The sequence below is a fragment of the Novosphingobium sp. APW14 genome (genome assembly GCF_032337075.1).
Classification (GTDB): Bacteria; Pseudomonadota; Alphaproteobacteria; order Sphingomonadales; family Sphingomonadaceae; genus Novosphingobium.
The window spans coordinates 149,285-174,595 of record NZ_JAVYAB010000007.1; the positions used below are offsets into that span (position 1 = coordinate 149,285).

Here is a 25,311-nt window from a genome sequence, read left to right on the forward strand (position 1 = left end):
TCGGAACGGGAGCAATACAAAATGACACCGGTTACCGTACCGGTTTTGAATGTAGCGGCCGTAAGACCGCATGGGAGCAGAGGTGCTGGAGGGGCTGTGCGACAAGGCGCATATCTACCTTTGACACCGGTATCATGAGGAAGCGCCCGAGCGGCGTCGAGGGAGTAGAAATGCGCAAGACCCATACCAGCAAAATGCTGTTCAAGCTTGCCCTGATTGCCGGTAGCGCCATCGTCGCGCCAGCCAGCGCCTGGGCCCAAGATGCAGTCGAGCCCGCAGCAGACGCCCCGGCCGATGAAATCATCGTCACCGGCTTCCGCCAGTCGTTGCAGGCCGCAATCAACCTCAAAAAGAACTCGGTTGCCGCGGTCGATGCGATCGTCGCTGAAGATATTGCCAAGTTCCCTGACCAGAACCTGGCGGAATCGCTGCAGCGTATCCCGGGCATCTCGATCTCGCGCGATGCCGGCGAAGGCCGTGCGATCACCGTGCGTGGTCTGTCGAGTCAGTTTACCCGCGTTCGCGTCAACGGCATGGAAACGATCGCGACCTCGGTCGACGGTGCCAGCGCCAACCGCGATCGTGCGTTTGACTTCAACGTCTTCGCTTCGGAACTGTTTTCCAGTCTGGTCGTGCATAAGACTGCCGAGGCTAGCCTTGATGAAGGTTCGCTGGGCGCCGTGGTTGATCTGAACACCGGCAACCCGCTGGCGGGCAAGGCCGGTCTGACCGCCGCGGCTTCGGTGGTGGCCTCGTACAACGACCTGTCGGACAATGTCGGCCCGCGCCTTGCTGGCCTGCTGTCCTGGCGCAACGATGCCGGTACTTTCGGCGCTTCGATTTCCGCAGCCTATTCGAAGACCAAGACACTTGAGCTTGGCAACAACAGCGTCCGTTGGGCCCAGGCCCGGTTTGATGGTGTTGGCACGACCAACTGCTACACCACCCCGAATTCAGGCGGCAGCTATGTTGCCAGTGCGGCCTGCGATCAGGCTGCCCTGGCCTTCCATCCGCGCATCCCGCGTTACGGTGAAGTTGCCCATGATCGTGAGCGCCTGGGCCTGACTGGCTCGGTGCAGTTCTCGCCGACCGAGGCGACCAAGCTGTCGATCGATGCGCTCTATTCGAAGTTCGACGCGACGCGCGAAGAGCAGTGGGGCGAAGTCCTGCTGCGTTCGAACGAGCGTTCGATCAACGTGCTGAACCCGGTTTACGACGCCAACAAGAACATGATCTCGGCGACGCTGAACGACGCCTGGGTTCGCACCGAGCACTATAAGCGCGACAGCAGCACCGAATTCTATCAGATCGGCGCGACGCTTGACCAGGACGTGACCGACAACCTGCGCTTTACCCTGCTGGGTGGCGTTTCGAAGTCGAACGCGGATATCCCGGTTGAAACGACGATCATCTTCGATGACCGCGACGCCCAGGGCTATTCGTTCGACTATTCGAACATGAAGACACCCAAGCTGACCTTCGGCACCAGCGTTACCGATCCGGCCAACTTCCAGCTCGCTGAAATCCGCGACCGTCCGTCGAACAACACCAACCGCTTCAAGACGGTGCAGCTGCGGACCGAATTTGATCTGACTGACAAGATCACTCTGAAGGCCGGTGCAGTGTGGCGGCGCTACAACTTCGATCTGGTCGCTTATACTCGTGATACCGCAGTTTGCGGCAACGGTGGCACCAGCCTGGTGACCGGCGCTTCGGGCACGATCGCCTGCTCACCCACCAGCCTGTTTGGCCCGACGGCGGTCTATGGCTTCCCGGTGACCGCAGCGCTGTCGCAGCTGTTCAACATGGGCAATGCAGGCCAGCCAGCCGGCAACACCAATGCCTGGCTGGTTCCGAATCTCGATGCGGCAGCTGCCTTCACGGGGCTCTATAACCGCACGGCGGCAAACGACGCGGGCAACATCCGGGGCGTGCAGGAAACCACCAAGGGGGCCTACTTCCAGGCAGACCTGAAGGGTGACCTTGGCGGGCTGGAATATGCGCTGAACGCCGGCGTACGTTATGTGAAGACCGATCAGAGCTCTTATGGCCTGGTCAGTGGCACGAATGCCACGGTAACTCGCGATTATGACGATTGGCTGCCTTCAGCCAACCTCGCGCTGTTCCCGGCTGAGAATGTCATCCTGCGTGCAGCAGCAGCTGAAGTGATGACCCGCCCGAGTCTTGGTTCGCTCACGCCGGGTGGCTCGGCTGACGGTTTCAACTATCGCGTTACCAGCGGAAACCCGTTCTTGGAGCCCTATCGCGCCACCAACTATGACCTTGCCGCAGAATGGTACTTTGCCCCGCAGGCAGTGCTCTCTGTCGCCTGGTTCAAGAAGGACGTAAGCAGCTTCACCCAGTCGGCCTCGATCACGGGCGCAACCTTTACCCAGACCGGCCTGCCGGCTTCGGTGCTGAGCCCCAGCTCGCCAGCTGCACTCAACCCCTCGCAGCTCTCGCAGCCGATCTGGACGCTGTCGACCACGGTCAATGGCTCCGGTGCGAAGCTCAACGGTTGGGAACTGGCTGCGCAAGTGCCGTTCAGCGCCTTCAGCGAAGGCTTCCTGAAGCACTTCGGGGTGATTGCAAACGCCACCTTCATCAGCTCGGACGCCACCTTCAACCTGCAAGGTCCGGCCATTGCTCCGGGCGGCGCGTTGCAGAACGTGACCGTGACCAACACGCTGTCGAACGTTTCGAAGCAGGCCTACAACGGCACGCTTTATTACGATGATGGCAAGTTCGCGGCCCGCGTGATGCTGTCCTATCGTGGGCGTTACCACGAAGGCTCGTCGGGCACCGGCAACCTGCTGGAAGGCTATGGCGCGACGACCAACCTTGACGCCTCGGTGCGCTACAAGGTTTCGGAGTGGCTGGAGCTGTCGGTTGAGGGCAACAACCTGCTCGACACCTATCGCTATCGCTTCACCGACTGGGATGCGGACCGCAATTACGAGAACAATCACTTCGGTCGCACGATCCTGATCGGCGCCCGCGTGAAGATGTAATCCTGCAAACCTCCGGGAGGCCGGTTCCGATGACGATTGACCGCAGGTCGCTGATTGTCGCGGGACTGGCCTCTACCCTAACCGCTCGGGCGGGGGCGCAAACGCCTCCGCCCGTTGCCGTTGGGGCACTTCCGCCTGGCCTGCCGCAGCCAAGCGAGACCATCGATCTTTGGCCAGGCACTGCGCCTGGCCTGCCAGCTGCAGCGTTGACCGAAACGGTCAATGAACGTTCCACCGATCCACTGGTTACCGACCGGGCTGTCTTTGGCATCAGCCGACCCCGGATGGCCGTATTCCGTCCTGACCGGCCGAATGGTGCGGCGGTCCTTCTGACGCCTGGCGGCGGCTATCGCTGGGTCGTGGTCGATAAGGAAGGCTATGAGATGGCGCGGTGGCTGGCGGCCCGCGGCTTCACTGCCTTTGTCCTGTTTTATCGTCTGCCCGGCGAAGGTTGGTCTGCCGGCCCCGACGTGCCGCTGGCCGATGCGCTGCGCGCCATGCGCCTGATTCGCCATCGTGCGCGCGATTTCGCGATCGACCCTGAGCGGGTTTCCGCCATGGGTTTTTCCGCGGGTGGCCACGTCTGCGCCAGTCTTTCCACCCGGTTCGCAGCCAGGGCCTATCAGCCGGTGGACGCGGCGGACCGGCTTTCGGCCAAGCCGCACAGCGCCGCGCCGATCTATCCCGTGATCAGCATGGACCCGGCGATTGCGCACTCCGGTTCGCGGCTGCTGCTGCTGGGCAAGGCCCCCACGGCCGAGACCGAAGCACTCTATTCGCCCGACCGGCAAGTGCCGGCCGATGCCCCGCCGCATTTCCTGCTTCACGCCGAGGATGACGACGTCGTTCCGGTCGAAAATACCCTGCGCCTGCGCGCGGGGCTAAAGGCACGCGGCATCCCGCTTGAAATGCATCTCTTTGCCAATGGCGGGCACGGCTTTGGCCTGCGCAAGGCGGTGGGCAAGCCGGTGGAGGCCTGGCCCGAACTGTGGCGCGCCTGGGCCCGCACCGTCGGCCTGGGCTGATGGAGCGGCGCGACTTGCTTAAGGCCGGGGCATTTGCCCCGCTTGTTTCGGCCTTGTCCGTGGCGGCGGCAGCGAACCGGCGTCCGGGTATCGAAGGCCAGCGTCAGCCCGATCTGGGCAATGGGCGCTTCCTCAACCCGGTGCTGTCGGGCGATCACCCGGACCCTGCTGTGCTGAAGGACGGGGATGACTATTACCTGACCTTCTCCAGCTTCGATGCCTATCCAGGCCTCACGATCTGGCACAGTCGCGATCTGGTGAATTGGCAGCCGCGCAACGCGGCGCTTCAACGGAACATCGGATCTGTCTGGGCGGTCAGCCTGGAAAAGCATCAGGGCCGCTATTTCCTCTACATTCCGGTCAAGGCCCAGCCGAAGAACGAGATCTATGTAATCTGGGCGGATCATATCGATGGCCCGTGGAGCGATCCAGTTCCGCTGGGTCTGCACAACCATATCGATCCCTGCCACGCCGTGGCCGAGGATGGCTCGCGCTGGCTGTTCCTATCCGGCGGCGACCGTGTGCGGTTGAGTGAAGACGGCCTCTCGGTCGCCGGGCCGGTCGAGCATGTTTACGATCCGTGGCGCTATCCCGACACCTGGGACGTCGAGGGATTTTCACCCGAAGGCCCCAAGATCCACCGTCACGGCGGATGGTTTTACATGATCACCGCAGTAGGCGGCACGGCGGGGCCGCCCACCGGGCACATGGTGATCGCTGCCCGTTCGCGCTCGCTCCACGGACCGTGGGAGCAGCATCCCGGCAACCCGCTGGTCCGAACGCAGTCGGCGGGTGAGGCCTGGTGGTCGCGCGGGCATGCCAGCCTGGTCGAGGCACCGGATGGATCGTGGTGGTCGCTATATCATGGCTATGAGGCAGGCTTCTGGACGCTGGGTCGGCAGTGCCTGCTCGATCCGATCGAATGGACCGCTGATGGCTGGTTCCGGATGACCGGTGGCGACCTTTCGCGCCCGATCCGAAAGCCGCGGGGCGGGCAGGCACTGCCACACGGTATGGCCTTGTCCGATGATTTCAGCGCGCCGCTGGCGCTCGGCTCGAAATGGACCTTCTTCCGCCCCGCTGCTGACGAGGCAGGCCGCATCCGCCTGGCCGATGGTGCCCTGCACCTGGCGGGCAAGGGGTTGGCACCATCGAGCGGATCGCCTTTGCTGCTGACTGCGGGCGACCGATCATACCAGTTTGAATGCGATGTCGAACTGGCACCGGGTGCAACGGCCGGCCTGGTGCTGTTCTATGACGACAAGCTCTATTGCGGGCTGGGCTTTGATGCGCAGCGCTTTGTTACCCATCAGTACGGGATTGAGCGCGCCCGTCCGGTCAATCCGCATGGGCGGCGGATGAAGCTGCGCGTGACCAGCCGCGAGCACATCGTTGCTTTCCACACCAGCGGCGATGGCGGCCAGACCTGGCGGCGCTTTGACCGCGGGATGGAAGTATCCGGCTACCACCACAATGTCCGCGGCGGCTTTCTTGCGCTGCGACCCGGGCTTTACGCCGCCGGACCGGGCGAGTGCCGGTTCCGGGATTTTCGTTACCGTGCGCTCGGCGCCTGAATATCAACAAGCCCCTCTCCGACAATGCTGGATCTGCTGAATGAACCGAATGCTTGAACTCCACCCAGACCGCTTGTTGCCGGTTGATCCGGCGACGCGGGATTTGGCGCGCGTGCTTTATGCGCAGGTGAAGGACCTGCCGATCATCAGCCCGCACGGCCACACCGATCCCGAGTGGTTTGCGACCGATGCCAACTTCGGCAATGCGGCGGAGTTGTTGCTGCATCCGGATCACTACGTGTTCCGCATGCTCTATTCGCAGGGCGTGCCGCTGGCCGATCTGGGTATCGGCAACCCGGCGGCCGATCCGCGGGAGAGCTGGCGGTTGTTTGCGCAGCGCTATTACCTGTTCCGCGGTACGCCTTCGCGGATGTGGCTCGACTGGGTCTTTGCCGAAGTCTTCGGCATGGGCGTGCAGCTTTCCGCGCAAACCGCCGACCTCTATTTCGACACGATCACCGAAATGCTGGCAAGCAACGCCTTCCGCCCGCGGGCGCTGTTCGAACGCTACAACATCGAGGTGATCGCCACGACCGAAAGCCCGATCGACAGCCTGGAGCACCACGCCGCGATCCGGGCCTCTGGCTGGCAGGGCCGGGTGATCACCGCCTACCGCCCAGATCCGGTGGTCGATCCGGAATTCGAAGGCTTCCGCGCTAACCTGAAGACCCTGGCCGACCTTACGGGCGAGGATTGCTTCAGTTGGCCCGGTTACCTTGCCGCGCACCGCCAGCGCCGCGCCTTCTTTGCGTCGATGGGGGCGACCAGCACCGATCACGGTCACCCGACCGCGCAGACTGCCAACCTTTCCCCCGCAGAAGCCGAAGCCCTGTTTGCCAAGGTAACCTCTGGCGGCTGCACGTCTGCCGAGGCAGAGCTGTTCCGCGCCCAGATGCTGACCGAAATGGCGGCGATGAGCCTGGATGATGGCCTGGTGATGCAATTGCACCCCGGCGCTTTCCGCAACCACAACGCGCAGGTCTTTGCAGCATTGGGCCGCGACAAGGGCGCCGATATCCCGACGCGCACGGATTACGTCCATGCGCTCAAGCCATTGCTGGACCGTTTCGGCAATGACGCCCGCCTGTCACTGATCCTCTTCACGCTGGATGAAACCGCCTATGCCCGCGAACTGGCCCCGCTGGCCGGGCATTATCCCTGCCTGAAGCTGGGTCCGGCCTGGTGGTTCCATGACAGCCCCGAAGGCATGCGCCGTTTCCGCCGGATGTGCACGGAAACGGCCGGCTTCTACAACACGGTCGGGTTCAACGACGATACCCGCGCCTTCCTTTCGATCCCGGCGCGGCACGATGTGGCGCGGCGGATCGACTGCGGGTTCCTTGCCGATCTGGTGATGGAGCACCGGCTGGAAGACTGGGAGGCCGCCGAACTGGCCCAGGATCTGAGCTACAACCTTGCCAAGGCGGCCTACAAGCTGTGAGGCTGTCGCATGCCAGCCTCGGCGCGTTGGACGGCGCGGTCACCCGTTGCGGCTATGACCGCGCTGCGCAAGGCGCGGGCATTGTCCACCTCGGGATTGGTGCTTTTCACCGCGCCCATCAGGCCTGGTACACCGACCTGGCGATGGCGGCGGGCGATCGCGACTGGGCGATAACCGGCGTCTCGCTTCGCTCGCCCGGGGTGGCCGAGCAGATGAACCCGCAGGATGGGCTCTATACTGTGACCGAACGGTCCGAGGCGGGCTGGCATACCCGCCTGGTCGGAGCGGTGCGAGGCGTGCTGGTGGCGCGGGGGCAACGCGCCGCCGTGATCGAGCGGATCGCCGATCCGGCCTGCCACGTGGTCAGCCTGACGGTCACCGAAAAGGGCTATTGCCGCGCGGCGGACGGCAATCTTGACCTTGCGCTTGCCGATGATGGATCGCTTTACGCGCTGATTTCTGCCGGCTTGCGCCGCCGCCACGATGCCGGACTGGCGGGCCTGACGCTGCTGTCGTGCGACAACCTGGCTGACAATGGGCAGCAGTTGGCCCGGCTGATGGCGCAATACCTTGACCGCCACGATCCTGCGCTGCTGCCGTGGTTTGAGCGGGCCTGCGCCTGTCCCTCAACCATGATTGACCGGATTGTCCCGGCCACGACCGATGCCGATCGGGCCGAGCTTGCCGCGCAGATCGGGCTAGAAGACCGGGCCGCCGTCGTGACCGAGCCGTTCAGCCAGTGGGTGATCGAAGACCGCTTCGCCGGTCCACGCCCGTGCTGGGAGAGGGTGGGGGCAGAGTTGGTCAACGATGTTCGCAGCTATGAGACAGCCAAGCTGCGCATGCTCAACGGCGCGCACTCGTTCCTGGCCTATGCCGGGCTGGCCCATGGGCATAGCTATGTCCACCAGGCCGTGGCTGATCCGGTGCTGCGCCCGCTGGTTGAAGCACTGCTGCGCGATGAAGCCGCGCCGACGGTTGCTGCCGGGCTTGGGCAGGATCTGTCCGCCTATGGCGCGGCGCTGATCGAACGCTTTGCCAATCCGGCGCTCAACCACCGCTTGATCCAGATCGCGATGGACGGCAGCCAGAAACTGCCCCAGCGCTGGCTTGATACCTTGGCCGCCAATCAGGCGGTGGCCCGTGAATGTCCGGCCATTCAACAGGGCATCGCCGCCTGGATCCGCCACCTGCGCGGCGCGAATGGCCCGGTGGACGATCCCCGTGCGGCAGAGCTTGGCCTTGCGGCGGGCGCGGCAGACCCGCTTGCGGCCCTATTCGGACCCGGTGGGCTGATGGGCGAAGTCTGGCACCCAACGGCCGCCGATTGTAAAGCGATCGCGGCGCACTTGCGTTCGGACAATTCCTACCCTGTGGCTTGACCGCGACAGACGGCAAGGTCCGTCAGGTAGCTGCGCCGCATGACCGCATAGGTCAGCCCGGCCAGCAGGCACGGCACTGGCAGCAACCGGAACGCGTCAGCCAGGCCGATCGCATCGGCGATCCGCCCGGTGAGGATCGGTCCCGGCGCCAGGCCAATCAGGTTGTTGGCCAGTGTCAAAGTGGCAAAGGCAGAGCCATGGATGGCGAGCGGCGTCAGATTGGCAACCATCGCTCCTACCGGGCCGACTGTCCCGGCCACCAGGAACATTGCGGCGCCCAGCAGGATGAGCTGGGGCAGGCCAGGGGGCAGCAGCAGGGCCAGTGTCAGGCATAGCGCGGTGCCAAGCGAATAGCCGATGGCCAGGGCAATCTTGAGCTCCGCCCGCTCGCGTGCGATGCGGTCACTCAGCATCCCGCACAGGATCATGCCCGCGGCGCATACCAGCAGCAACACGGCCGCAAGCGATCCCGCCTTGTCGACCGGCAAGTGGTAATAACGGTTGAAATAGCTGGGTAGCCAGGCGGGAAGCGCACCTGCCGCGAACAGCTGCAGCCCGCTGGCCAGATAGGCCAGCCGTATGGAGCGGTTGCCGACCAGCGCCCGCAGCGGAATGCGCTCCGCCACCCGGCTTGCGAGTGCCGGTCCGCCGGCGAGCGCGCGGATCCGGCGTTCGCGGACAATGATCGGGTATAGCACGCCCAGGACCAGGCCGGCGATCCCGATTGCGGCAAAGGCGGTCCGCCAGCCGTGGCTGGCGGCGATAGCGCCACCAATCGCGACGCCAAGGATCTGGCCGAACGATCCACCAGCCATGAACGCGGCGGACAGCGTTGCCCGCAGCCGTGCGGGGAAGACCGAGATCACCACGGCGATCCCGACGCTGCCGTAAGCTGCCTCGCCAATCCCGACCAGCGCGCGGCCGATCAGCATTGTCCCGAAATCCTTGGCCACAGCGCAAAGCAGCGTTGCGAGGCTCCACAGGATCGCCATCAGCGTAAGGCTGCGCACGCGTCCCCAGCGATCTGCCGCAAGCGAGAGGGGGACGGTCAGCACGCCGACCATAATTGCGACAATGCCCGAAAGCAGGCCAAGCTGGGCGTCGCTCAGGCTCCATTCGGCCTTCAGCAGCGGGAAGACCGCATTCAGCACCTGCCGCGCCATGTAATCGGAGATCAGCAGGCCAAAGCTGAGCGCGAAGACCAGCCAGGCATAGACGGTCACCCGGTCCGGTCCGCCGGCTGGGGTGCTGCTTTGCGGGATATGTCCGGCCATGGCCTGTTTTCCTCTCCCCGGGGTCAGCTATTGCCGGAGCTGTTCAATCAGACGCTGGCTATCGGCCCAAGGTCCATAGCCCGCGGGCGGGTTAAGGTGCCCCACTTCGCCGGCGTCGAGCAGTTCTGCACCCCAGTCGCTGGCCAGGCCTTTTATCCGGTCGAAGCCGGCCAACGGATCGTTGCGGCTGGCCATCACCAGTGCCGGAAACGGCAACCTCGCCCGTGGGATCGGCAGCCAGCCATTGGCGGAGAGGTCCTCGAACGATGGATAGCCCGGCGGCAACGGTTGCTCGACATCGGCGGGCGTGGCGAGCAGCGCGGCTTTGATCGGGCGTGTCGGGGCCAAGGCCCAGTGCGCAACCATCAGGCAGCCAGCGCTGTGTGCGGCCAGCACGACCTCGCCATCAATGGCCTGGAGCGCAGCATCAAGCGCGGCAACCCGCGCTGCCCGCGACAACCGGTCCTGAGTGAGCGGTGCAACCGTCACTGACCCCGGAAAGGCACGGGCAGCATGGGTCTGCCAGTGGTCCTCGACATGGTCCCGCAAGCCCGGAACGAAGAGGACCGTCGCGGTCATGCGGCGGCGCGAACCGGGGCGGGGCGTGCCTTGGGCTGCGGGTTGGGCAGCCAGCCGTTCTTCTCCAGCGTTTCCTCGACGCTCGCGTAGAATGTGCCGATCTGGTAGATAGCCTTGGCTTCCTTGCCGCTCGCGATTGGGCGGTAGAGCTCTTCCGAAATCCGCACCATCTTCTCGATCTGCTGGACCGAGGTCGCGCGCTCGCCGCGGCGGCCCCACAGGTTGTCTTCCTGCCCAACCCGGACATGCAGGCCCATGGCAATGCCCATCACGGTCAACGGATACATCGAACGCATCAGCCCTTCGACAGTGCAAACTGCGTTTTGCGGCAGGCGGTTGACGAATTCCATCAGGTTGCGCGGGTTCGGGCCATCGTGCCCGCCGCCGATCGCTACCCAGTTGCAGACCATCGGCCCCATGTAATGGCCGCTCCGCACCAGCCGCTCGACCGTTTCAAGGTCGCGGGCACAGCCGACCTGGAAGTGGGTCTGGATACCCGAGGCCGTCAACCGCTTCATGTGTTCCTTCATGAACTTCGGCCCGGCATCGTAGTACATCTCGGTATAGGCTTCGCGGTAGACGTCCCACATGGTGGTGCCGCCAACGTCTTCCTCGGTGATCAGCTCCATCACGTTCATCTGGTTGGTGTTGACCGCCAGGGTCACCTGATCGGGCGCCGGGGTCAGATCGGCAAGCATGTGCCGGGTGTCGTCATCCAGCCATTCGGCCGCCGCGCTCTCGGTCTTGGGTGCAAAGCTGATCGAGCCGCCGACCTGCAGCACCATGTCGGGGACCGCGGTGCGCAGCCGGTCGAGCATTTCGTTGAACCGGTCGAGGTCCTTTGAACCCGTGCCATCAGGTTCGCGCACGTGGAGGTGCAGCACGGTTGCCCCGGCATTGTAGCAATCGACCGCCTTCTGGACCTGCTCGGCGAAGCTCACCGGAATATCGTCGCTGTCCTGCGGCATGAAGCTGGGGGCATAGGGCGCGACCTGGATGACCAGCGGATCCTGGTATTCGGGCAGCAGGCTTTCATCGAAGAACTGCATGGTCTCTCTCCTGTCCTAAAAGGGCTTGTCGCCAATGATCCCGGCGCGCTCCATCCGGCGGACGCAGGGCGGATAATCCATCACGGCGTAGTGCTGGGTGCAGCGGTTGTCCCAGATCGCCATCGAGCCGGGCTGCCAGCGCCAGCGCACCTGATATTCGGGGATCTGCGCACGGGCGATCAGATAGTGCAGCAGCTGCGCCCCGCCCGGCGCATAATCCTGGCCATAGCGGACGTTGGCTGCGGTGTGGAAATTGGTGAAATGGGTGGTGAACCCGCAGACGTAGAGGCTCTTCGCGCCGGTTTCCGGGTGGGTGCGAACCACCGGGTGCTCGGCATCGGGAAACTGGGCTTTCAGCGCCAGCCGCTTGTCCTCTGGCATCCGTGCGCCAAAGCTGGCCTCGATCGAATGGCGCGCCTTCAGTGGCGCGATGGTTTCCTTGATGTGGTCCGCCAGGTCTTCATAGGCGCGCTCCATGTTGGCCCACATGGTGTCGCCGCCAACCGGCGGGCAAGCGACGCAGCGCAGCACTGCGCCCATCTGCGGGGCTTCGCGCCAGGTCGTGTCGGCATGCCACGAGTTTTCATAGAAATCAGGCGGTGAATTCTCATCCTTGTAGATCCGGACCAGTCCGGGGTGGTCCGGATCGCTACCCGCCACGGGATGATCTTCCAACTGCCCAAAACGCTGGGCGAAGGCCACATGGTCAGCGCGGCTGATGTCCTGATCGCGCAGGAACAACACCTTGTGATCCAGCAGCGCGGCCTTGATCTCACCAAACAGGTCGTCGTTGCGCACCGCTTCGGCCAGGTTCACCCCAACCACCTCGGCGCCGATGTGCTGGGTGAGCCGTTCAATCTTCACAGCACGAACACCGATGAACCGATGGTCTTGCCAGCTTCGAGATCGCGGTGTGCTTCGGCGCACTGGTCCAGGCTATAGCGCTGGCCGATCTCGACCTTGATCCGTCCCGCTGACAAGTGATCAAACCAGAATTTGGCCATCTCGGCGCGCTCGGCCGGATCGGCGAAGAAGTCGGCAAAGGCCGGGCGGATGAAATAGACCGAGCCCTGGAGCATGGTCTGGAAGGCGTCGATCGGCGGGAACGGTCCCGAGGCCGTGCCGCAGCCCACCAGCACGCCGCGCCGCCGCAGCGATTTCAGCGAGCCCTCGAACGTGTCCTTGCCCACGGAATCGAACACCGTCTGCACGCCCTCACCTCCGGTCAGTTCCCTGACCCGGCTGGCGACATCCTCGCGCCGGTAGAAGATGATCTCGTCGCAGCCGAGCTCTCTGGCCTTCGCCGCCTTTTCCTCGCTCGAAACCGTACCGATGACACGCAGGTCGAGCAGCTTGGCCACCTGCACCGCCAGCAGGCCAACCCCGCCCGCCGCCGCATGGAGCAGGATCGTATCGCCCGCCTTCAGCCGGGGGTCGGTCTTCATCAGCCAGTAGGTTGCCGAAAGCCCGCGCATGGTTGATGCCGCGGCCACTTCGAAGGAAACATTGTCCGGCAGCTTGAACAGCGGCGCGGCTGGCATGACTCGCTCGGTCGCATAGGCGCCCAGCGGCCCACCATTGTAGCTGACCCGGTCCCCCACGCCGACATGGGCCACCCCTTCGCCGATCGCTTCGATCGTGCCGGCCGCTTCCACGCCGATGCCGCAGGGCGGCTGGACCGGATAATAGCCCGAACGAAAGTAGGTATCGGCAAAGTTGCAGCCCACGGCGGCGTGGCGGATTCGCACTTCGCCGGGGCCGGGGCTGCCCACTTCGACATCTTCGGCCTGCAGGACTTCCGGTCCGCCCGCAGCGTGGAAACGTACAGCCTTGGCCACGTTCTTTGCTCTCCCAAGCTCTTTGACCGGAAGTTACGCCTGTCGGCGCTTGCAGTTTTCACATTTCGTGACATTGTTTTACCAATTGATGCCAGCTGGCTCTGGGGAAGAAATGACTGAACTGGTCCGCGTTGCCGCCTTATCCGGCTATATCGAGACCATGGCCGGCCTCGGTCTCGACCCGCGTCCGCTGCTCAAGGAACAGGGGCTGTCCGCCGACCTGCTGGTCAATCCCGAGCAGCTGATCCCCGCGCGCGCTGCGATCCGCCTGTTGGAACGCAGCGCGGCGGAAAGCGGCTGCATTACTCTGGGGCTGCGCATGGCCGAGGGCCGCGCGCTGGCCAACCTGGGCGCCAGCAGCTTGCTGATCGCCCACCAGCCCACACTGCGTCATGCATTGACCGCGCTTCAGGAATTCCGGGCGCGGATCAATTCGACCTTGGTTCTGCAGCTTGAGGACATGGGCGAGGACACGGTTCTGCATGAAGACTTCACCCTGCGCCGGCCAGAGCCGCTACGCCAGTCATCGGACCTTGCGCTGGGGGTGCTGATGCGACTGTGCACCGAAGTGCTGGGAAAGGACTGGTCGCCCCGGATGGTCTGCTTCTCGCACCAGGCACCGCCTGCAGCGGAACAGCCGATCTTCGCCCGCGTGTTCCGCTGCCCCCTGCAATTCGACAGCGAGCTGAACGGGATCGTCCTGCGCCGGATCGATCTCGATCGTCCGAACCAGCGCGCCGACGATCAGCTGGCCCGCCATGCCCGGCAATTGCTCGACGCGGTGATGAGCCCGTCACAGCGGTCAGTCACCCAGGATGTCGACCAGTTGATCCGCCTGCTGATGCCCGCGGGGCGCGCCTCGATCCAGAACTGCGCCGCCTCGATGGGGCTGACCGTGCGAACGCTGCAGCGCCTGCTCGATGCCGATGGGACCAGCTTCAAGAAGCTGCTTAACGAGGCGCGCATGCAACTGGCCACGCAGTATCTCGCCAACCCGCGGATGCGGATCACCGACATCGCGGAATTTCTGGGCTATGGTTCGGTCGGGGCGTTCAGCCGCTGGCACGGGCGGGTCTTCGGCGCGCCACCGCGGACCAGACGCCGGTAGCCCAAGACCGAGCGGGCCTTTGGGGCGTCTTTTGCCAGACGTCAGCGGACAGGAAAGTGGAGCGGGTGAAGGGAATCGAACCCTCGTATTCAGCTTGGGAAGCTGCTGCTCTACCATTGAGCTACACCCGCTCGGGCGCGAGGGGTCTTGCCACGGCGGTTGGTGTCGGTCAACTGGACTCAAACCAAATTGCGGGGCGAGAACATGGCTGAACAGGTGATCACAATCGAAAATCGCGGCGCGGTAGAGGTGGTCAGCCTTAACCGGGCGGACAAGCTCAACACCATGAACGAAGCGCTGATCCAGGCTCTGCTCGATTACTTCACCGGGCTGGTCCAGCGCACCGCGGTGCGGGTGGTGATCCTGCGGGCCGAAGGGCGTGCGTTCTGCGCCGGACTTGACCTTGGGGGCTGGACGCCAGACCCCGATGCTGGCCCGATCCACCAATCCTGGCGGACCCAGCGGATGATCGCGGCCGTGATGCAGGCGATGCGCAAGTGCCCGCAGCCAATCATCGCCTGTGCCCAGGGGCCAGCCTGCGGCGGCGGCTTCTCGCTGCTGCTCTCGTCAGATGTGCGCTATGCCGCGCCGGACCTGCGGATGAACGCGGCCTATATCAAGATCGGGCTGGGTGGCTGTGACATGGGGGCCAGCTATTTCCTGCCGCGGCTGGTCGGCAGCTCGGTCGCCAGCGAATACCTGCTGACCGGCAAGTTCATGAGCGCGGAAAAGGCCGTGGCTTGCGGCCTGTTCAGCGAGATTGTCCCGCACGAAGAACTGCTCGACAAGGCGCTCGCGCTGGCCGGAGAGATGCTGCTGACCAGCCCGATGGGGCTACGGCTGACCAAGGACGCGCTCAACCTCAACATCGATGCCGCCAGCATGGAACACGCCTTCGCGCTGGAAGACCGCCAGCAGGTGATGCTGGGCCAGGCGGGTGACTTTGCCGAGGCGAAGCAGGCGTTCTTTGAAAAGCGCCCGCCGAACTGGAGCGATCGCTAGGTTTTTACTGGGCCTGCATCACCAGCCCGCTCCCCCGGCCCAACCACCCGGTCAAGGTACCCTATGGGTGGTTGGGCCGGGGGGGAGGGCTGGTGATGTGAAGCGCAGCGCAAACCTCAATTTGTCTGCGAGCGGCCCCGGTCCATTACTGCCAGCCGCCGCGCTTCCACTTCATCGCCGCTGACCTGCGCGTTGCGGGCCGATGAGGTGCTGTGTTCCAGCGCCATGGCCTCGCCGAACGGTAGGGCATAGCCATCATCGATCAGCTTTTTGTAGGCCCCGATCATCGCCGGATCAGCACTGGCGATATCGGCGGCCAGCTTTTTGGCCGAAGGCAGCAGTTCGTCTGCGGCAACCATGCGATTGACCAGGCCCCAGGCGCAGGCTGTCTGCGCATCGAGGAAGTTGCCGGTAAGCGACAGTTCCTTCGCCCGGCTGATCCCGATCAGGCGCGAAAGCTTCTGCGACAGGCCCCAGCCCGGCATGATCCCGACCCGCGCATGGGTATCGGCAAAGCGGGCATTGTCGCTCGCGATCAGGATGTCGCAAGCAATCGCCAGTTCGAACCCGCCGGTGATCGCCACGCCATTGATCGCACCGATCACCGGCTTGCGGCACTGCTCGATCGCCTTGACCGGGTTGGCCGCTGCCTCGCTGGCATTGGCGGCGCCGAGGCCCTCGACGCCCAGTTCCTTAAGATCGAGCCCGGCGGTGAAGGCGCGGGTGCCGGCCCCGGTCAGCACCACGGCGCGGACGCTGTCTTCTGCGTCAAGTTCGGTCATCACTTGCGCCAACTGCGCGCGCAGCCCGCGCGAGAGGGCATTCATCGCCTCGGGCCGGTTGAGGGTGATTACGGCAACCGCGCCATCGCGTTCGACAGTAACCAGCATCGGCGTAGTCTCCTTACTTGCGCAGCCGGACGGCCGAGCTTTGTCCGTCGTCGATCCGGATGACCGCGCCGGTCACGCATTCGCTGGCCGGCGCGACGAGGTAGAGCAGGGTGGAGTCCATCTGTTCCGGCACCGGCACGCGCTGGCGGGCGAGGTGCGGGGCGGGATTGCCGCCCATCCGCTCAAACATCCCGTCGGTCATCTCCGAAACGAACATGCCCGGCGCGATCGCGTTGACGTTGATCCCATAGGGCGCCCATTCCACGCTGAGCGCCTCGGTCATGCGGGCAATCGCCGTCTTGGTCACGGCGTAGAGCGCCGCGCCGCTTCCATCATAACGGAAGTGCGCAACCGAACTGATGTTGACGATCCGGCCCGGCTTGCCCGCTGCAATCAATCGCCGGGCGACCTCGCAGGAGAGTATCCACGGCCCGCGCAGGTTGACGCCCAGCACGTTGTCGACCAGCTCAAGGCTCATCTTGTGAGCGCGCTGAGCGTCGGGCATTCCGGCGTTGTTGATCAGGATGTCGACCGTGCCAAAGGCATCCTCGGCCGCGGCGACGGCGGCGATCATCGAGTCCGCGTCGGTCGCGTCCATCTGCACGGCCATGGCCCGGCCACCGGCGGCGCGGATCTTGTCGGCCAGCGCCTCAAGCCGGTCCTTGCGGCGGGCGGCAAGCACCACGGCAGCCCCCTGGCTGGCCAGCACTTCGGCAAAGCGCGCGCCCAGGCCTGAGGAGGCACCGGTAACGAGCGCGACCCGCCCGTGCAGGTCAGTCGAGTTATAAGGCAGGGGGAATTCGCTCATCTCAGGCTCTCCGCGCATCGCCAGCTTTAACCGGTCGGTTAAAGCACCATGCATCCGGGCCGAGTGCTTGGCAAGGTTCAGCCGCCAGCCGCCTCCACCACATCGCGTAGGCGGTCCTTGCCGAACCACATTTCATCGCCGAGGAAAAAGGTCGGCACGCCGAATGCGCCACGTGCCACTGCGCTTTCGGTGCTGGCAACCAGCTCGGCCTTGACCGCTTCGTCGGCAACCAGGGCGCTCAGTGCGGCCACGTCCAGCCCGGCTTGCTGCAGGACCCGCGTCCAGACATCCTGCTCATCCAGCTTTTGCCCGTCCTGCCACAGCGCGGTGTACATGGCCTCGCGATAGGCTGGCCCGCAGCCCAGCTGCTCGGCCGCGATCGCGCCGCGCATCGCCAGCAGGGTGTTGACCGGGAAGTGCGGGTTGAACTGGAAGCCGCTGATCCCGTGCGCGGTCATGAACCGCTCCATCTCCAGCCGGTCATAGGCAACCTTTTGGGCGACATGGCCATAGGTCATCAGCGGCGGCTTGTTGCCGGTGGCCTTGAAGATCCCGCCCAGCAGGACCGGCACATAACGGAACTTGACCTTGCCCTTGGCTTCGATCGCCGGGATCGCACGGTGCACGAACCAGGAATTGGGGCCGCCGAAGTCAAACAGGAAATCGATTTCGCGCGCCATCACCACTTCTCCCCATAAGGCCGGATTTCCTGTTCAAACGTCCGGGCAGATTTCGGCTGGTTGTAAAGCGCCCAATAGGCTTCGGCCACGGCTTCGGGTGGCATCAGCAGGTCAGGCTGGGCCGCCAGGGCCTCGGCCCCGATCCGTTCGGTCACGCGGGCGCGGACCCATTCGGTATCGACCCCGGCGTCGATCACCAGGTGCGCAACATGGATGCCCTGCGGCCACAATTCGCGTGCGGCCGATTGGGCCGTGGCGCGCAGGCCGGCCTTTGCCGCGGCAAAGGCGGCATAACCGGGATTGCCACGCAGCCCGGCCGTGGCACCGGTCACAAAGATCTTGCCTTGCCCACGCGGCAGCATCAGCTTCGCCGCTTCGCGCACCGAAACGAACCCGGCATAGCAGGCCATTTCCCACACCTTGCGGAACACCCGGTCGGTCGTTTCGGTCAGCGGAAACTGGACGTTTGCCCCCACGTTGAAGACCACCAGGTCCAGCGGTGCCTGCGCCTCGGCCTCGGCCAGAAAGGCGGTTACGTCTTCGCTGTCGCGGGCATCAAGGCTGCGGCCGGTGATATTGCCACCCAGCAGCGGGGCCAGCTTATCGCCATTGCGCCGCCCGGCGTGAACCCGGAACCCTTCGGCTGCAAACCGGCGGGCGATCGCCGCGCCGATGAAATCACCCGCACCGATGACTGCGACCGAGCGGCTCATTTGCGCTCGACCGGGATCACCGCGACAGTGAAGCGTGAGATGCAGACCAGCTTGCCCGCCTCATCCTCGATCCGGATCGTCCAGACCTGGGTCGTCCGCCCCAGCGCCTCGGGCCGGGCGGTGGCATAGACCCAGCCCGAATAGGCCGGGCGGATGTGGTTGGCGTTGATTTCCATCCCCACCGCCACGAACTTTTCGCGGTCAACGCAATAGCTGGCGGCAACCGAGCCGATCGTTTCGGCCAGCGCGACCGAGGCCCCGCCATGCAGGCGCTTGAAGGGCTGCTGGGTGCGTTCGTCCACCGGCATCCGCGCCCGGATCCAGTCATCGCCGCAATCGACGAATTCGATGCCGATATGGCCGGGCAGGGCATTTTCACCCAGCGCGGTCATGGGTTCCAGGTTGGGCCGCTGCCCGCCCCACCAGATCGATGCGTTGCTCATGGCAACGGGTCTGGCGGAAAGCGGGACGGCTGTAAACGGGCGATCAGGCCGCTTCGGTCACCCGCTTGCCGGCCCGGACCCCGTCGTAAACGAATTCGCTGCCATCCAGGTCGATGAACGGGATCTCGTCCTTCTCGTGCCAGTAATCCTGGTTGTGGCGCCATTCGGGCTTGTCGCCGCGCTTTGGCATCAGCTTCAGGCCGCGCATCAGATAGCCGGGGTTGAAGTTCTCCCCCTCGATCCAGTCACCCAGCGGCATGTTGCGGTCTTCATCGCGCAGCGCAACATCCACCCGCTTCACGCCCTTGGCATCCATGTGGTTGAGCAGGCGGCAGACGAAATCGCCCAGCATGTCGACCCGCAAGGTCCAGCTCGCCCGGAAATAGCCCATGACCCAGACCATGTTCGGCACGCCGGTAAACATCATCCCGCGGTAATTGACTGTCTCGTGCCAATCGACCGGCTGGCCATCGACGAAGAACGGGATGCCGCCCATCATCAGCAGGTTGAAGCCGGTGGCGGCCACGATGATGTCCGCCTCGATCTCGTCACCACCCTTGGTCCGCACGCCGGTCTCGGTGAAAGTCTCGATCTCGTCGGTATAGACCGTCAGCTTGCCCGATGCGGCCGCGCGGAAAATGTCGCCCTCTGGGCAGAAAGCCAGTCGCTGCTGCCAGGGGCGGTATTTCGGCGTGAAGTGCGGTTCAAACTCGAAGTCTTCCTTGCCGGTGAAGGCCCGGACCAGCATCTTCAGTTCCTCGAACACGGTGTCGGGCTCTTCGATGCAGCGCTGGGTCATCACGTTCTGGTCGTGCATGATCTGGGCGCGGACGACGCGGTGGATGGTCGGCTCATCGATTTTGGCGGCCCGCAGCTTGTCGGCCAGTTCGTTCTTGTTTTCGGAGCAGAAGAAATAGGTCGGCGAACGCTGCAGCATGGAGACATGCGCGGCCTTCTCGGCAAAGGCGGGGATCACCGTTGCGGCAGTCGCACCCGATCCGATAACCAGCACCTTCTTGCCGGCATAATCGATCTTGGGATCCCAGAGCTGGGCGTGGACCAGCTTGCCCTTGTAGCGGTTCATGCCCGGCCAATCGGGCATGTAGGGCTTTTCGTGATCGTAATAGCCCTGGCACATCCAGAGGAAGTTGGCGGTGAAGCTGACTTCGGCGCCATCGCTGGCACGCACGGCGTCCACCGTCCAGAGATTGGCATTGCTGTCCCAGGCCGCGCGGGTGATGCGGTGGCCATAGCGAATGTGGGGGGCGATGCCGTTCTCATCGATCACCTCGCCCATGTACTTGAGGATTTCTTCGGCGCTGGCGATCGGCGCGCCGACCCAAGGCTTGAAGCGATAGCCGAAGGTATAAAGATCGCTATCGGAACGGACGCCAGGATACTTGTGCGTTTCCCAGGTGCCGCCGAAGCTCTCCTTCATCTCCAGGATGACATAGGATTTGCCGGGGCTCTGTTCCTGCAGGTGATAGGCCGAACCGATCCCGGAGATCCCGGCGCCGACGATCAGCACGTCGACATGGTTGGCATTGCTGGCGCTGGTTTGCTTGGCCGCGGCTTGTCCGGTCACAGGCGACTCTCCTCTCGCTCTCTTAATTGTCCGATTAAGCTCTCAATAGCTGTGCTTGCCAAGCTCCGAATTGATCGCCGTCAATTGGGTTCGAACGCGGGGGGGCGTTGCTGCCGGACCCCAAGGCGCGCTGCATGTAAAGCGTGTCGAGCCAGCGGCCGTGCTTGCGGCCGATCCCGCCCAGCCGCCCGGCCAGGGCAAAGCCCATTCGTGCATGCAGCGCTTCGGACGCTGGTTCGGCGCCACCGATCACCGCAATGATCTGCCTAAAGCCCGCTTCGGTGCAGGCGTCGATCAGCGCGCCCAGCAGCGCCTTGCCCACACCCTGACCGCGTGCTTCGTTGCGGATGTAGATGCTGTCCTCGCAGACAAAGCGATAGGCAGCCCGGTCGCGAAACTGGGTGGCATAGGCATAACCCAGCATTTGTCCGCCGGGTGCTTCGGCCACCAACCACGGCCAGCCGGAAGTGAGGACCCGGTCCATCCGCCGGGCGATCTCGGCCGCGCTGGGCGGTTCGGTTTCATAGCTGGCGGTGCCGTGCAACACGTGATGCGCATAGATCGCGGCGATCGCTGCGCAATCATCGGGGCGGGCGGGGCGGATCTGCATCGGCGCAGATTGGCCGCACCAGCCGCGCCGTCAATCCCCGGCGATCGTTAGCCCGTCAACGCGGATCGTCGGCACGTTGATCCCGCGGTGCCATTCCAGATCGTTAGCCGGGGTCAACGCGGCGAACATGTCGATCAGGTTCCCGGCCACGGTGAACTCCGCCACGGGTCCGGCGATCTCGCCATTGACGATCCGGAAGCCCGATGCCCCGCGGCTGTAATCGCCGGTCACGCCATTAACGCCGTGGCCAATCAGTTCGGTTACGTAAACGCCATCGGCAATGTCGGCCATCAGCTCGGCGGGGGTCATTGTCCCGGCGGCAAGGTGCAGGTTGCTGGTGCCCACGCCGGGTGAGCCGCCCGCTCCGCGCACGGCGTGGCCGGTTGGCGCGCCGCCCAACTGACGGGCAGCGGCGCTATCCATCAGCCAGCCCGTAAGCTGGCCATCGGCCACCAGTTCACGCCGCGCAACGGGTAGCCCTTCGCCGTCGAATGGCCGCGAGGAAAGACCGCGTGGGCGCAGCGGATCATCAACGATGGCGATCCCCGGCTTGAACAGTTGCGCGCCATCGCGATCGAGCAGGAAGCTGGCGCGGCGGGCGATGGCATTGCCCGACATGGCCCCGGTCAGGTGGCCAACCAGCGAACCGCCAACCCGCGGATCGAACACCACCGGCATCGGGCCGCTTTTCAGCCGTCCGGGGCGCAGGCGGGCAACGGTGCGGTTCCCCGCCATCTGCCCGATCGCTTCCGGGGGCGGCAGATCGGCAAGGTGGCGCGCCGTCCGCCAGCCAAAGTCGCGCTGCATCGCATCGCCTTCGCCGGCAATCACCACGGCACTGATCCCGTGGCTGGTGCCGCCATAGGCTCCGGCAAAGCCGTGGCTGGTGACCAGCGCCATGACCCGGCGGGCCAGGCTGGCCGAGCCGCCTTCGCTGTTGGTTATACCCGTGATGGCGCGCGCGGCATCTTCGGCAGCCAGGGCCCGGGCCAGCAGGTCCTGCGGACTGGGTTCGGCGCTGTCTTCAAGATCGAGATCGGCCAGCGGTGCGCGATGCAGCAGGTCGTCCGGGGCAAGCCCGGCATATTGGTCTTCTGGTGCGGCACGGGCCATGTCGACCGCGCGGCCCGCCAACTCGCGCAAGGCATCGTCTGACAGATCGCTTGACCCGATCGAGGCCGAACGGCGGCCAACGAAGACCCGCAGGTCCAGATGTTCGCTTTCGCTGCGCTCGATATCTTCAAGCTTGCCGAGCCGGACCTGGACTCCTTCGGAAGAACTGCCCGAATAGATCGCGTCAGCGGCATCGGCCCCGGCCTTGCGGGCAAGGTCGATCAGCGCGGCGGCGCGTTCCTGGGCGGCAGAAGGGGTCAGCATGAATGGTCACTCCGAAAGCGGAGCGGCCGATCTAGGTATTCCAGTGCCGAAGGGCAATCAGGCGAAGGCGAAAGCCAGTAGCTTGAACACGCCGGTCACGATGAACGGCAGGCCAATTGCCAGAATCCAGACCCAGTTGCGATCATGGCGATAAAACGGTGCCAGCTCTGGATCGGCGGCCTGTTCGTCCGAAAGACGGTTCCAGCGCCGTTCAAACCTGCGGCAGGCCGGAATGATTGCGGCCACCAGCACGACCAGAGCGAAATAGGGCAGCAAGGAGCCACTCTTGGCGTTGAGCGCGCCCATGGTCACAAAGATTTGAAGGCCGGTGTAAGCGAGCAAGGCATAGGCAATATGGTCGCTCATCCGCTTACGCAAATCGAGCGGCCGGACGGCAGTATGGTTCACAACGCTTTCGCCATGCCAGATCTTGGCCATCGGCTATCCCCTTATCGATCCCATTGCCCCGGCAGTCTGTGCTGCCATTCAGGACGGGTTGAGTAAAACACCGAAGGGCGATGTGATCAAGCCTCGTTTACCAACTGGTGGCTATGGCGTTCGTCGATGCCCATGCACGAAACCTGCCAAATGGATCTTCCCCGGCTTGCCGAGTTCCATCGGGCCCCTTAAACGAGCATATGTAATGACCGATACAGCCGTCTCAGAAACCGCCCGGCCCGAAGCCACCCAGTCCATGCCGCAAGGCGGGTTGGAAGTCATTTCGATTGCCAAGTCCTATGACAAGCGCGCGGTGCTGACCGATATCTCGCTGTCGGTCGCAAAGGGGGAGGTGCTGGGCCTGCTCGGTCCGAACGGCGCCGGCAAGACGACCTGTTTCTACTCCATTATGGGGCTGGTTCGCCCCGACTCGGGCCGCATCCTGATGGATGGTGTCGATGTCACCAATCTGCCGATGTACCGGCGGGCGATCCTGGGGCTGGGCTACCTGCCACAGGAAACCAGCATCTTCCGCGGCATGACGGTTGAGCAGAACATCAACTGCGTGCTCGAACTGGCAGAGCCTGACCCGGGCGTGCGCGCGCAAGAACTGGAACGACTGCTGGAAGAGTTTGGCCTGACCCGCCTGCGCGCCAGCCCGGCCATGGCGCTGTCAGGCGGTGAACGCCGCCGCGCCGAGATTGCCCGCGCGCTGGCGGCCAAGCCTTCGATCATGCTGCTGGACGAACCCTTCGCCGGGATCGATCCCTTGTCGATCAGCGATATTCGCGACCTGGTGAAGGACCTGAAGCAGCGCGGAATCGGCGTGCTGATCACCGATCACAACGTGCGCGAGACGCTGGATATCTGCGACAAGGGCTGCATCATCTATGGCGGCCAGGTGCTGTTCGCGGGCAGTCCCGAAGCGCTGGTGGCCGATGAAAACGTGCGGCGGCTCTACCTGGGCGAAGGATTTACGCTTTAGGGCACAAGATCATGGCGATCGGGCCCCGCCTTGACCTTCGGCAATCGCAATCGCTGGTGATGACGCCGCAGCTGCAGCAAGCGATCAAGTTGCTGGCGCTGTCGAACCTCGAAATCGAATCCTTCATTGGCGAGGCGCTGGAAAGCAACCCGCTGCTGGAGATCGGCGTGGCCGCGCCGGAAACGCCCGTGGTTGAGGACGGGGCGGATGTTCGCCGCACCACACTGGAGACGTCACCGGTCGATCAACTGGTGTCCGAAGGCCGTGCTGCCGACGATCGCCCGCTCGATATCGACCAGACCGCGCTCGACCATGATCGCGATACCGGGGATGGCGAATGGGGCGCCGATATCCGGATCGGCCCGGCGGGTGAGGACGGACCCGACATCGGCGAGCGGGGTGAGGGGGACAAGGATCTTGCCACCCACCTTCATGACCAGATCGGTGCGCAGGCGCGCGATCCGCGGCTGGCCTTTATCGCCCGCTACCTGATCGACCAGCTGGATGAGGCCGGTTACCTGCCGGTCACGCTGCGCGAAGTGGCGGGAGAGCTGGGCGTGGCTCTGGCCGAAGCCGAAGCGGCGCTGGCACTGGTCCAGTCGCTCGATCCAACCGGGGTCGGGGCCCGCTCGCTGGGCGAATGTCTTGCACTTCAGGCGATCGAGGCGGACCGGCACGATCCGGCGATGGCCCGCCTCCTCGAAAACCTTGATCTGCTGGCCCGCGGCGAGCTGCCGCGGCTCAAGCGGATGTGCGGTGTTGATGACGAGGACTTTGCCGAAATGCTGGGCGAATTGCGCAGCTATGATCCCAAGCCGGGGCTGCGCTTCAACCGTGGCGGCGGCGATCCGGTGGTGCCCGATATCCTCCTGGCTTCGCGGGCTGATGGCGGCTGGGACATCAGCCTTAACCAGGCGACCCTGCCGCGGCTGATCGTCAACCGCAGCTACTATGTCGAGATGCGCGGCGCCTGCGATGACAGGGGCGCGCGGGCCTGGCTTTCCGACAAGCTGGCCGATGCCAACTGGCTGATCAAGGCGCTCGATCAGCGGCAGAAGACGATCCTGAAAGTGGCGAGCGAGATCGTGACCCAGCAGGACGGGTTCTTCCGCCATGGTGTCTCGCACCTCCGGCCGCTGACCCTGCGCACGGTTGCCGAAGCGATCGGCATGCACGAATCCACGATCAGCCGGGTGACCTCGAACAAGTATCTTCATTGTCCACGTGGCACCTTTGAGCTGAAGTACTTCTTCACTTCGGGTGTCGGCGCGGTCGATGGCGAAGGCGGGGCTTCGGCCGAAGCGGTCAAGGCCGCGATCAAGGCGCTAATCGATGCCGAGGATCCCAAGGCGATCCTGTCCGACGATACGCTGGTTGACCTGCTCAAGGCCAAGGGCTTTGACCTTGCTCGCCGCACCGTTGCCAAATACCGCGAAGCGATCGGGCTTGGCTCGTCCGTGCAGCGTCGCCGACAAAAGGCGCTGGCGGGAATGCGCTGA

23 protein-coding genes and 1 tRNA gene are annotated in these 25,311 nt (G+C 64.4%); 9 read left to right on the top strand and 15 right to left on the bottom strand.

All coding sequences use genetic code 11. The features are described 5' to 3' along the window. Nucleotides 1-170: 170 nt before the first annotated feature. Genes RQP55_RS10335 through RQP55_RS10355 form a run of 5 tightly spaced genes read left to right on the top strand, consistent with a single transcriptional unit; the run spans nucleotide 171 to nucleotide 8,433 of the window. The gene (locus tag RQP55_RS10335) at nucleotides 171-3,011 is read left to right on the top strand and encodes a TonB-dependent receptor (RefSeq protein ID WP_315610112.1); all 2,841 of its coding nucleotides are present in this window, start codon (nucleotides 171-173) and stop codon (nucleotides 3,009-3,011) included. Between the two features lie 29 nt (nucleotides 3,012-3,040). Further along, on the top strand, nucleotides 3,041-4,036 hold the full coding sequence (locus RQP55_RS10340) for an alpha/beta hydrolase (protein WP_315610113.1): 996 nt from the start codon (nucleotides 3,041-3,043) through the stop codon (nucleotides 4,034-4,036). Further along, complete coding sequence (locus RQP55_RS10345) at nucleotides 4,036-5,610, top strand: family 43 glycosylhydrolase (RefSeq protein WP_315610114.1); 1,575 nt, start codon at nucleotides 4,036-4,038, stop codon at nucleotides 5,608-5,610. The genes RQP55_RS10340 and RQP55_RS10345 overlap by 1 nt, the downstream gene beginning before the upstream one ends. 40 nt (nucleotides 5,611-5,650) lie before the next feature. After that, nucleotides 5,651-7,051: a glucuronate isomerase gene (uxaC, locus tag RQP55_RS10350; protein WP_315610115.1), complete on the top strand. Its 1,401-nt coding sequence runs from the start codon at nucleotides 5,651-5,653 to the stop codon at nucleotides 7,049-7,051. After that, on the top strand, nucleotides 7,048-8,433 hold the full coding sequence (locus RQP55_RS10355) for a mannitol dehydrogenase family protein (protein ID WP_315610116.1): 1,386 nt from the start codon (nucleotides 7,048-7,050) through the stop codon (nucleotides 8,431-8,433). The genes uxaC and RQP55_RS10355 overlap by 4 nt, the downstream gene beginning before the upstream one ends. Here RQP55_RS10355 and RQP55_RS10360 read toward each other — a convergent pair. The 5 genes from RQP55_RS10360 to RQP55_RS10380 are packed head-to-tail and all read right to left on the bottom strand — an operon-like array spanning nucleotide 8,418 to nucleotide 13,173. Continuing rightward, nucleotides 8,418-9,707, bottom strand: a complete 1,290-nt coding sequence (locus RQP55_RS10360) for an MFS transporter (protein WP_315610117.1) — start codon at nucleotides 9,705-9,707, stop codon at nucleotides 8,418-8,420. The two genes, RQP55_RS10355 and RQP55_RS10360, sit on opposite strands and share 16 nt — an antisense overlap. 27 nt (nucleotides 9,708-9,734) lie before the next feature. Next, nucleotides 9,735-10,286, bottom strand: coding sequence for an RBBP9/YdeN family alpha/beta hydrolase (locus tag RQP55_RS10365; RefSeq protein ID WP_315610118.1), 552 nt, complete (start codon nucleotides 10,284-10,286; stop codon nucleotides 9,735-9,737). After that, complete coding sequence (locus RQP55_RS10370) at nucleotides 10,283-11,335, bottom strand: 3-keto-5-aminohexanoate cleavage protein (protein ID WP_315610119.1); 1,053 nt, start codon at nucleotides 11,333-11,335, stop codon at nucleotides 10,283-10,285. The genes RQP55_RS10365 and RQP55_RS10370 overlap by 4 nt, the downstream gene beginning before the upstream one ends. A 15-nt stretch (nucleotides 11,336-11,350) precedes the next feature. Beyond that, nucleotides 11,351-12,199 (bottom strand): TauD/TfdA dioxygenase family protein, encoded by an 849-nt coding sequence (locus tag RQP55_RS10375; protein ID WP_315610120.1) that lies wholly within the window; start codon nucleotides 12,197-12,199, stop codon nucleotides 11,351-11,353. Further along, nucleotides 12,196-13,173 carry a quinone oxidoreductase gene (locus RQP55_RS10380; protein WP_315610121.1) on the bottom strand — a complete coding sequence of 326 codons (978 nt, stop codon included), beginning with the start codon at nucleotides 13,171-13,173 and terminating at the stop codon, nucleotides 12,196-12,198. Before RQP55_RS10380 ends, RQP55_RS10375 begins: the two co-directional genes overlap by 4 nt. 112 nt (nucleotides 13,174-13,285) lie before the next feature. On the opposite strand from RQP55_RS10380, the gene RQP55_RS10385 reads away from it, so the two are divergent. Beyond that, complete coding sequence (locus RQP55_RS10385) at nucleotides 13,286-14,281, top strand: AraC family transcriptional regulator (RefSeq protein WP_315610122.1); 996 nt, start codon at nucleotides 13,286-13,288, stop codon at nucleotides 14,279-14,281. A gap of 57 nt (nucleotides 14,282-14,338) precedes the next feature. Here RQP55_RS10385 and RQP55_RS10390 read toward each other — a convergent pair. Continuing rightward, a tRNA-Gly gene (locus RQP55_RS10390) sits at nucleotides 14,339-14,412 on the bottom strand. 73 nt (nucleotides 14,413-14,485) lie between these two features. On the opposite strand from RQP55_RS10390, the gene RQP55_RS10395 reads away from it, so the two are divergent. Beyond that, nucleotides 14,486-15,283 carry an enoyl-CoA hydratase/isomerase family protein gene (locus tag RQP55_RS10395; protein ID WP_315610123.1) on the top strand — a complete coding sequence of 266 codons (798 nt, stop codon included), beginning with the start codon at nucleotides 14,486-14,488 and terminating at the stop codon, nucleotides 15,281-15,283. A 116-nt stretch (nucleotides 15,284-15,399) separates the two neighbouring features. On the opposite strand, the gene RQP55_RS10400 is transcribed toward RQP55_RS10395, so the two are convergent. The 9 genes from RQP55_RS10400 to RQP55_RS10440 form a co-directional block, all read right to left on the bottom strand. Then, the gene (locus RQP55_RS10400) at nucleotides 15,400-16,173 is read right to left on the bottom strand and encodes an enoyl-CoA hydratase (RefSeq protein WP_315610124.1); all 774 of its coding nucleotides are present in this window, start codon (nucleotides 16,171-16,173) and stop codon (nucleotides 15,400-15,402) included. 13 nt (nucleotides 16,174-16,186) lie between these two features. Continuing rightward, entirely contained in the window at nucleotides 16,187-16,981 is a 795-nt protein-coding gene (locus tag RQP55_RS10405) for an SDR family NAD(P)-dependent oxidoreductase (protein WP_315610125.1), read from the bottom strand. Between the two features lie 77 nt (nucleotides 16,982-17,058). Beyond that, nucleotides 17,059-17,661, bottom strand: a complete 603-nt coding sequence (locus tag RQP55_RS10410) for a 2-hydroxychromene-2-carboxylate isomerase (RefSeq protein ID WP_315610126.1) — start codon at nucleotides 17,659-17,661, stop codon at nucleotides 17,059-17,061. Further along, complete coding sequence (locus tag RQP55_RS10415) at nucleotides 17,661-18,374, bottom strand: SDR family NAD(P)-dependent oxidoreductase (protein ID WP_315610127.1); 714 nt, start codon at nucleotides 18,372-18,374, stop codon at nucleotides 17,661-17,663. The genes RQP55_RS10410 and RQP55_RS10415 overlap by 1 nt, the downstream gene beginning before the upstream one ends. After that, on the bottom strand, nucleotides 18,371-18,817 hold the full coding sequence (locus RQP55_RS10420) for a hotdog fold thioesterase (protein ID WP_315610128.1): 447 nt from the start codon (nucleotides 18,815-18,817) through the stop codon (nucleotides 18,371-18,373). The genes RQP55_RS10415 and RQP55_RS10420 overlap by 4 nt, the downstream gene beginning before the upstream one ends. A 43-nt stretch (nucleotides 18,818-18,860) precedes the next feature. Continuing rightward, a complete protein-coding gene (locus RQP55_RS10425; protein ID WP_315610129.1) occupies nucleotides 18,861-20,402 on the bottom strand; it encodes an NAD(P)/FAD-dependent oxidoreductase in 1,542 nt (513 codons plus the stop codon). A 34-nt stretch (nucleotides 20,403-20,436) separates the two neighbouring features. Continuing rightward, nucleotides 20,437-21,012 carry a GNAT family N-acetyltransferase gene (locus tag RQP55_RS10430; protein ID WP_315610130.1) on the bottom strand — a complete coding sequence of 192 codons (576 nt, stop codon included), beginning with the start codon at nucleotides 21,010-21,012 and terminating at the stop codon, nucleotides 20,437-20,439. A 30-nt stretch (nucleotides 21,013-21,042) separates the two neighbouring features. Next, the gene (locus RQP55_RS10435) at nucleotides 21,043-22,389 is read right to left on the bottom strand and encodes a TldD/PmbA family protein (RefSeq protein WP_315610131.1); all 1,347 of its coding nucleotides are present in this window, start codon (nucleotides 22,387-22,389) and stop codon (nucleotides 21,043-21,045) included. A 57-nt stretch (nucleotides 22,390-22,446) separates the two neighbouring features. Beyond that, nucleotides 22,447-22,827 carry a hypothetical protein gene (locus RQP55_RS10440; RefSeq protein ID WP_315610132.1) on the bottom strand — a complete coding sequence of 127 codons (381 nt, stop codon included), beginning with the start codon at nucleotides 22,825-22,827 and terminating at the stop codon, nucleotides 22,447-22,449. Nucleotides 22,828-23,032: 205 nt separating this feature from the next. Here RQP55_RS10440 and lptB point away from each other — a divergent pair, with 205 nt between their 5' ends. Next, a complete protein-coding gene (gene lptB, locus RQP55_RS10445; RefSeq protein ID WP_315610133.1) occupies nucleotides 23,033-23,812 on the top strand; it encodes an LPS export ABC transporter ATP-binding protein in 780 nt (259 codons plus the stop codon). Between the two features lie 11 nt (nucleotides 23,813-23,823). Further along, entirely contained in the window at nucleotides 23,824-25,311 is a 1,488-nt protein-coding gene (gene rpoN, locus RQP55_RS10450) for an RNA polymerase factor sigma-54 (protein ID WP_315610134.1), read from the top strand.